The 7,739-nt window shown below is 68.6% G+C and carries 7 protein-coding genes; 4 read left to right on the top strand and 3 right to left on the bottom strand.

Annotation, left to right across the window (positions count from 1 at the left end; all coding sequences use genetic code 11):
• The first annotated feature begins 150 nt into the window (after positions 1–150).
• The gene (locus tag ACQG3P_RS18780; RefSeq protein ID WP_426805879.1) at positions 151–1,080 is read left to right on the top strand and encodes a DUF6607 family protein; all 930 of its coding nucleotides are present in this window, start codon (positions 151–153) and stop codon (positions 1,078–1,080) included.
• 3 nt (positions 1,081–1,083) lie between these two features.
• On the opposite strand, the gene ACQG3P_RS18785 is transcribed toward ACQG3P_RS18780, so the two are convergent.
• The 3 genes from ACQG3P_RS18785 to ACQG3P_RS18795 form a co-directional block, all read right to left on the bottom strand.
• Positions 1,084–1,437, bottom strand: coding sequence for a DMT family protein (locus ACQG3P_RS18785; RefSeq protein ID WP_068849300.1), 354 nt, complete (start codon positions 1,435–1,437; stop codon positions 1,084–1,086).
• A gap of 72 nt (positions 1,438–1,509) precedes the next feature.
• Entirely contained in the window at positions 1,510–3,993 is a 2,484-nt protein-coding gene (locus tag ACQG3P_RS18790; protein WP_426805880.1) for an ABC transporter permease, read from the bottom strand.
• Complete coding sequence (locus ACQG3P_RS18795) at positions 3,990–4,589, bottom strand: ABC transporter ATP-binding protein (protein WP_093536045.1); 600 nt, start codon at positions 4,587–4,589, stop codon at positions 3,990–3,992. The genes ACQG3P_RS18790 and ACQG3P_RS18795 overlap by 4 nt, the downstream gene beginning before the upstream one ends.
• Before the next feature lie 120 nt (positions 4,590–4,709).
• Between ACQG3P_RS18795 and ACQG3P_RS18800 the strand changes: the two genes are divergently transcribed.
• The 3 genes from ACQG3P_RS18800 (at position 4,710) to ACQG3P_RS18810 (ending at position 7,582) form a co-directional block, all read left to right on the top strand.
• Positions 4,710–5,375, top strand: a complete 666-nt coding sequence (locus ACQG3P_RS18800) for an arylesterase (RefSeq protein ID WP_320459121.1) — start codon at positions 4,710–4,712, stop codon at positions 5,373–5,375.
• A 73-nt stretch (positions 5,376–5,448) separates the two neighbouring features.
• On the top strand, positions 5,449–6,162 hold the full coding sequence (locus ACQG3P_RS18805; RefSeq protein ID WP_019182442.1) for a response regulator transcription factor: 714 nt from the start codon (positions 5,449–5,451) through the stop codon (positions 6,160–6,162).
• Positions 6,163–6,310: 148 nt separating this feature from the next.
• Positions 6,311–7,582 carry a sensor histidine kinase gene (locus ACQG3P_RS18810; protein ID WP_426805881.1) on the top strand — a complete coding sequence of 424 codons (1,272 nt, stop codon included), beginning with the start codon at positions 6,311–6,313 and terminating at the stop codon, positions 7,580–7,582.
• Positions 7,583–7,739: the final 157 nt, after the last annotated feature.

Raw genomic sequence — 7,739 nt, forward strand, 5'->3', positions numbered from 1 at the left:
TCGTGGCCTCGCTTTCGGTGCTGGGCGCTACCGCCGCGCGGCGCATCGCGCGGGTCGAGGGCGCCGACGGCGAGCTGTGGGTCGATGCGTCCAACGTCGTACCGCTTGTCCAACTTTCTTCCACCCGACCTTCCTGAGGGACCTTCGTCGATGACATTCCAGACAGCCAGCGCGTGGCTGCTGCTTGCCGCCAGCGGCATCGCCCACGCCCAGCCCTCCGACCTGCAGCGCGACCACGCCAGCATCCTGGCCATGAAGGGCGAGTACATCGTCGATTTCGCCTTCGATGAAACCGTGCTGCTCCAGCCCGGTTATGAGCGCGCGCCGGCCGTGCGCAGCGGCGGCAACGAAGTGGTGATCGTGGTCGAGGACAGCCCGAAGCGGATCGTGCTCCAGCACCTGCTGGTGGACGGCAAGAGCGGCCACGTGACCAAGCATTGGCGGCAGGACTGGGTGTACGAGGCGCCGAACCGGTTCGAGTTCAGCGCCGACCAGACCTGGCAGGTGCGTGCGATCGATCCGGCGGTGAACGCCGGCGCGTGGACCCAGTGCGTGTATGAAGTCAGCGATGCCCCGCGCTATTGCGGCACCGGCCGGTGGGACTACCGCAACGGCGTGGCCACCTGGACCAGCGACCTCAGCTGGCGGCCACTGCCGCGCCGCGAGTACACCCGCCGCAGCGATTACAACGCACTGGCGGTGGTCAACCGGCACACGCTCACCCCCAACGGCTGGACCCACGAACAGTTCAACACCAAGATCCTGCGCGGCGCCGACGGCAGCCAGCAGGAGATCGCGCGTGAGTTCGGCTTCAACGATTACAACCGCACCACCGAGGTCGATTTCAAACCGGCCTACGACTACTGGGCCGCAACGGCGGACTACTGGGCCAAGGTGCGCGCCCGCTGGGACGGTTTCCTCGGCCAGGCGCCGGGCGTACACCTGAAGACCAAGCTGGATGGCATGGCGATGATCATTCCGCTGTTCACCCAGGCGCAGGACCTGCAGGACGGCAAGCAGGTCAAGGACGCGCAGATCGACGCGGTGTTCAAGCAGTGGGTGGAACAAGCCCCCGAATGACGCTCACTCTTTGAACATCAGGAACGCGGCCACCACGATCAACCCGAACGCGGCGTAATGGTTCCACTTCAACGGCTGGTCCAGGTAGAACGCGGAGAACACCGCGAACACCACCAGCGTGATCACTTCCTGCATGCCCTTCAGCTGAGGGGCCGAGTACACCGCGCTGCCCAGCCGGTTGCCGGGCACCTGCAGGCAGTACTCGAAGAAGGCGATGCCCCAGCTGACCAGGATCACCATCATCAGTGGGGCGCTCTTGTACTTGAGGTGGCCGTACCAGGCGAAGGTCATGAAGATGTTGCTGCCCAGCAGCAGCAACACGGGGTACAGGTAAGCGGTGAACGACGTGCCGGGCATCGCGGGCATTCTCAGGGGGCAGGGGCGGGCAGCATACCTAGCGCCGACCCCTGCCGGTGTCATCAATCGCGTTCATGCCTCGCGAAGGGCCAGCGCGGGCGGGGTGTGCAGGATCCGTCGGGTGCCCCACCAGCCGGCCAGCATGCTCAGCGCCACGCCCAGTGCGCCTCCGGCCAGCAGCGGGCCCCACGGCGGGCTGAGCTGCAGTTCGAATACCTGGCGGGCCACGACGCTGCCCAGCAGTGCCGCCGTGCCCACCGCCAGCAGCGAAGACAGCAGACCCAGCGCGCCGAATTCCACCAGCACCGCGCCGCGCAGCTGGGTGCGGGTGGCGCCCAGCGTGCGCAGCACCGCGCTGTCGTAACGGCGTTCACCGGCGGTGGCCTGCAACGCGGCCAGCAATACCAGCACTCCGGCCAGCAGGCTGAAGCCCATCACCAGCTGCACGGCCTGGCTGACCCGGTCCACCACCTCGCGCACCCGCTGCAGGATGCTGTCGATATCCAGCAGTGAGATGTTCGGGTAATGGCGGGTCAGCCCGGCCAGGGCCGGGGCCTGTTCGCGCGGCAGGTGGAAGGCGGTGATCAGGTTGTACGGCGCATCGCCCACCGCCCCTTCATTGAGCAGCAGGAAGAAATTGACCCGGAACGAGTCCCAGTCGGCCTTGCGGATGCTGGTCACGGTGAAGCGCCGTTCCTGCTCGCCCATCTGCAGGGTGACCGTGTCGCCCAGCTTCATCCCGTAGCGTTCGGCCCAGCCCTGTTCGATCGAAGCTTCGGCAGCGGTACTGCCTGCGGCCCAATACCTGCCGCTCAACAGGGTATTGGCCGGCGGGAAATCATGCCGCCAGGAGAAGTTGACCGGGCGGTTGGCATCGTCATCGTCGTTGTTGTTGTCCTCGCGTTCCTGCCGCTGCGGTGGCCTGTCGTTGACGGCCAGCAGCCGGCCGGTGCTGAACGGCTCGATCCCGGGCGAATCCACGCCCAGGCCGTCCAGCGCGGCCAGCACCGCCTGGCGCTGTTCGGGCTGGATGTTCATCAGGAAATAGTTCGGGGTATCGCTGGGCAGGCGGTCGCGCCACTGCGCCAGCAGCCCCGGGCCGATCACCGACAGCAGCAACAGGGCGCACAGCGACAGCGAGAGTCCCACCAGCTGCATCACCGCCAGCCCGCGGCGGCGGGTCAGGGCGGCGAGGCCCAGCTTCCAGCGCCCGCGCAGGCGCGGCTGCAGCCCGCGCAGCAGCCACAGCAGGGTGGCCCCGGCCGCACCTGCCAGCAGCGCCAGCGCGGCCAGGCCGCCCAGAACCCAAGCGGCCAGCCGCACGTCGCCGGTGGCCTGCACGGTGAGCGCCACGGTGGCCGCCAGCGCGGCGGCATACACCAGCAGGGAACTGGGCGGCAGGCTGGCGAAGCTGCGGTTGAGTACGCGCATCGGCGGCACCTTGCGCAGCCGCAACAGCGGCGGCAGGCCGAAACCCAGCAGCAGCACCAACCCGATCCCCGCCCCGCTCAGCGCCGGGGTGGCCTGCGGCAACGGCAGCCGGCCCGGAATCAACCCGCCCAGCGCCTGTACCAGCCCGGCCTGCGCGGCCATGCCCAGCCCGATCCCGACCAGGCAGGCCGGGATGGCCAGCAGCACCAGCTGCAGCGCCATGGCAGTGAGGATGTCGCGATTGCGCGCGCCCAGGCAGCGCAGCACCGCCACCTGGTCGATCCGGCGCAGCGCGAAGCGGTTGGCGGCCAGCGCGGTGGCCACGCCCGCCAGCAGTACCGCCAGCAGCGCGGCCAGCGACAGGAAGCGGCCGGCCAGGTCGAACGCGCCGCGCACGCCACGCTGGGCATCGGCAATGCCGACGATGCGCAGGCCCTTGGCGCGCGGCTGCAGCCAGCCGCGGAAATCGGCAATGGCGGCCGTGTCGCCAGCGAACATCATCCGGTACGAGGCGCGGCTGCCCGGGCCGAGCAGGCCCGCACGGTCGACGTCGATGCGGTTGACCAGCAGCGGCGGCGACAGCTGCATCAGCTCGCCGGAGGTATCCGGTTCGGCCTGCAGCACGCGGGTCACGGTGAGCGTGCCGGCGCCGAATTCGAGGGCGTCGCCCACCTTCAGCCCCAGCGCCTGCATCAGGCGCGGGTCGGCATAGGCCTCGCCTGCCGCCGGGGTGCCGGCCACTTCGCCGACGCCGCCCGGGGCGCGGCTGACCCGCAGTTCGCCGCGCAGCGGATAACCGTCGCTGACCGCCTTGATGTTGGCCATCTGGCTTTCATCGCCATGGAACAGCACGCTGGGGAAGCTGACCATGCGCGTGCTGGCCAGCCCACGCGCGCGCGCCTCGTCGGCGAAGGCCTGTGGCACGTCCTCGCGGCCGCCCAGGCCGAGGTCGCCACCGAGCATTTCCGCCGCGCTGCTGGTCAGCGCCAACGTGACCCGGTTGACCAGCGTGCCCACCGCCGTCATCACTGCCACGCCCAGCACCAGCGCGGCGAACACGGTCAGCAGGTCGCCGGCGAGGAATTCCCGGCGCAGCGCACGCCCGGCATGGCGCAGCACGTTCATGCGGTGATTCCGGCGGCATCGACCAGGCGGCCGCCGTCGAGCCGGTAGATGCGCTCGCAGCGCTGGGCCAGGCGCAGGTCATGGGTCACCAGCACCAGCGTGGTATCGCTGGTGGCGTTGAGCGCGAACAGCAGGTCGCTGATCTGCTGCCCGGTGGCCTGGTCCAGGCTGCCGGTGGGCTCATCGGCAAACAGGATGCGCGGCCGTGCCACGAACGCACGCGCCAGCGCCACGCGCTGCTGCTCGCCACCGGACAGCTGGCGCGGGTAATGGCGGGCGCGGTGGGTCAGCCCGACCTGCGCCAGCACCTCGCGCACCCGCGCCGCATCCTCGCGCCCGGCCAGTTCCAGCGGCAACGCGATGTTTTCTTCAGCGGTCAGCGCCGGCAGCAGGTGGAAGCTCTGGAACACGAAGCCAACCTCGCGCGCGCGCAGCTGCGCACGGGCTTCCTCATCCAGCGCGCCGAGCGTGGCCCCGGCCAGGGCGATGTCGCCGCGGCTGGGCAGGTCGAGTCCGGCCAGCAGCCCGAGCAGGGTGGTCTTGCCCGAACCGGACGCGCCGACGATGGCGACGCTCTCGCCTTCATGGACGGTCATGTCAATGTTGTCCAGTATGTGGACTTCACCCTCCGGGCCACGTGCGGACTTGCCCACGTTGTGGGCGGCGATGGCGACGGGCGCGCTGCGGGGGGACAGGCTGTCGATGAGGATTCTCCAATGTACCGAGCAAAATGGGCGGGCCGGGCGGCCCAGGTGTTCTTGCTGCTGGCAGGGTTGCTGCTGCTGCCTGCGCTGGCATGTGCCAAAGGTGCCAACACCCGGCACGCGGTGCTGGTGGTCGGCGACAGCCTCAGTGCCGCCCACAATATCCCGGCCGCATCGGGCTGGGTGAACCTGCTTCAGCAGCGGGTTAGCCAGCAGATCACGCCGCCGCCGACGATCATCAATGCCAGCATCAGCGGCGAAACCACGGCCGGCGCACTGACCCGGCTGCCGGCCCTGCTGGAGAAGCATCGGCCGTCAGTGGTGGTCATCGAACTGGGCGGCAATGACGCGCTGCGCGGGCTGAGCCCGGCGCAGCTGCGCGGCAACCTGGAAAAGATGATCGTGGCCAGCCAGAAGGCCGGCGCCAAGGTGCTGCTGCTGGGCATCGATGTACCGCCCAACTATGGCCCGGCCTATCGCGACCGCCTGCGCCAGGTGTATGCGGGCCTGGCCAGCCAGTACAAAGTGGCGCTGCTGCCGTTCCTGCTGGAGGGGGTGGCCCTGCAGCCCGGGCTGATGCAGGGCGACGGGCTGCACCCCACCGCCAAGGCCCAGCCGAAGGTGCTGGACAACGTCTGGCCGCTGCTCAAACCTTTGTTGAACGCCCCGCCGAACTGATCCGTGAGCGGCTTCACATCGCCTCCACCGACGATCCGGCATGTTTCACAAAGCTGAAGAAAGAGGGACTCCCATGCGTCAGACAAAGGAAACCTCCGGCCTGGTGCTGGTGGTCGAAGACAACCGCAATATCTCCGAGATGATCGGGGAATACCTGGAAGGCCGCGGGTTCGAAGTGGACTACGCCCAGGACGGGCTGGACGGTTATCGTCTGGCGGCTGAAAACAGTTACGACGTGGTGGTGCTGGACCTGATGCTGCCGCGTCTGGACGGCATCGAAGTCTGCCGCCGGCTGCGCAACGATGCGCGCAAGTCGACGCCGGTGCTGATGTTGACCGCGCGCGATACGCTCGACGACAAGCTCACCGGCCTGGGCTTCGGCGCCGACGATTACCTGACCAAGCCGTTTGCGATCCAGGAGCTGGAAGCCCGGCTGCGCGCGCTGATCCGGCGCGAACGCCGCCAGGTGGGATCGGAAGTGCTCAAGGTCGCCGACCTGGTGCTGGACCCGGTCAGCATGCGCGCCACGCGTGCGGGCACCGAGCTGCAGCTGTCGCCCATCGGCCTGCGCCTGCTCACCATCCTGATGCGCGAATCGCCGCGCGTGGTGACCCGCCAGGAAATCGAGCGCGAGATCTGGGGCAACGGGCTGCCGGATTCGGACACGCTGCGCAGCCATCTGTACAACCTGCGCAAGATCATCGACAAGCCGTTCGACCGTCCGCTGCTGCACACCGTGCAGAGCGCCGGCTACCGTATTGCCGATATCGCCCAGCCGATGAGCTGATGCGCAACAGCGCAGGGCGCACGATGGTGGGGGCTTGCGGCCCCGATGTACACGATGCCCCGGCACTTTCCGGGGCATCGCCGTTGCTTGCACGATGGAATAACGGCGCGCTTTCCTATAATCGCGGCGACTCGACCTGGACTTCGTAATGCCGCACGGTCTGCCGCGCAAGATCCGCATTGTCTTCATCCTGCAGGCCGTACTGGCCAGCCTGGGCATCCTGCTGGGCGCGTGGCTGGTCTCGCTGGTGATCAAGCACAGCCTGGTCAGCAGCGCGCTGCAGGAAGAAGCGACATATTTCTGGGACCTGCACGCGGCCTCGCCCGCGCAGCCGCCGCCGAACACGCGCAACATCCGCGGTTACCTGCTGGAGGCGGGGCAATCGGCGCTGAGCCTGCCGCCCAACCTGCGCACGCTGGCGCCGGGCTTCCACGAGTTGAAGGCCGACGACCAGCTGGTGCTGGTCGATGCGCGCCCGGAAGGGCAGCTGTACCTGGTGTTCCTGCGTTCGCGCGCGGAGATGCTGGCGTTCTGGTTCGGCATCGTGCCGGTGCTGTTGACGCTGCTGGCGGTGTATGGCGCGTCGTGGATCACCTACCGGGCGTCGAAGCGATTGGTCTCGCCGGTGAACTGGCTGGCGCGACGGGTGTCGCGCTGGAACCCCGGCCATCCGGAGGCGTCGGACCTGGCACCGGACAAGCTGCCGGCGGACATGCAGGGCGAAACGCGGCAGCTGGCGGCGGCCCTGCATTCGCTGGCCACGCGGGTCACCGCGCACGTGGCACGCGAACGCAACTTCACCCGCGATGCGAGCCATGAACTGCGCACGCCGCTGACCGTGATCCGGGTGGCCAGCGACATGGCGCTGGGCGACCAGGACATGACGCCGCGGCTGCGCCGCGGGTTGCACCGCATCCAGCGCGCGGGCCGCGACATGGAGGCGGTGATCGATGCGTTCCTGATCCTGGCACGCGAGGCGGACGTGGAGCCGCAGATCGAGCTGTTCGACGTCAACGAGATCGTGCGCTACGAAGTGGACAACGCGCGCGAGCTGATCGCGGGCCGGCCGGTGGAGATCCACCTGCACAGCGAGGCACCGGTGCACCTGCACGCGCCACCGCGGGTACTGCAGGTGGTGGTCAGCAACCTGCTGCGCAACGCGTGCAGCTACACCGACGAAGGCCGCATCGACGTGGACGTGCTGGACGACCGGGTGGTGGTGCGCGACACCGGCATCGGCATGTCGGCCGAAGCGCTGTCGCGCGCGTTCGAGCCGTTCTATCGCGCCGAACCCAGCCGCCCGCAGGGTACCGGCCTGGGCCTGTCGATCGTGCGCCGCCTGTGCGACCGCTTCGGCTGGAAGATCGCCCTCACCAGCGAACCCGGCATCGGCACGCAGGCCACGATCATCTATCGCTGACGCGTAAAGGCGCAGAGCATCGGCGTTTCCATTGCCCGCGTGCAGGTGAGCGGCGGGGGTGGGCCCGCGGGGGCGCCGTGAACCTGTGGTGGTCAAGTTTTTCTGGACACTCTCAAGGGGCGTTCAGGCCACCTGCGCTTCGTGGAGCGCAGGCGGT

Source organism: Stenotrophomonas sp. SrG (genome assembly GCF_050031795.1).
Classification (GTDB): Bacteria; Pseudomonadota; Gammaproteobacteria; order Xanthomonadales; family Xanthomonadaceae; genus Stenotrophomonas; species Stenotrophomonas rhizophila_A.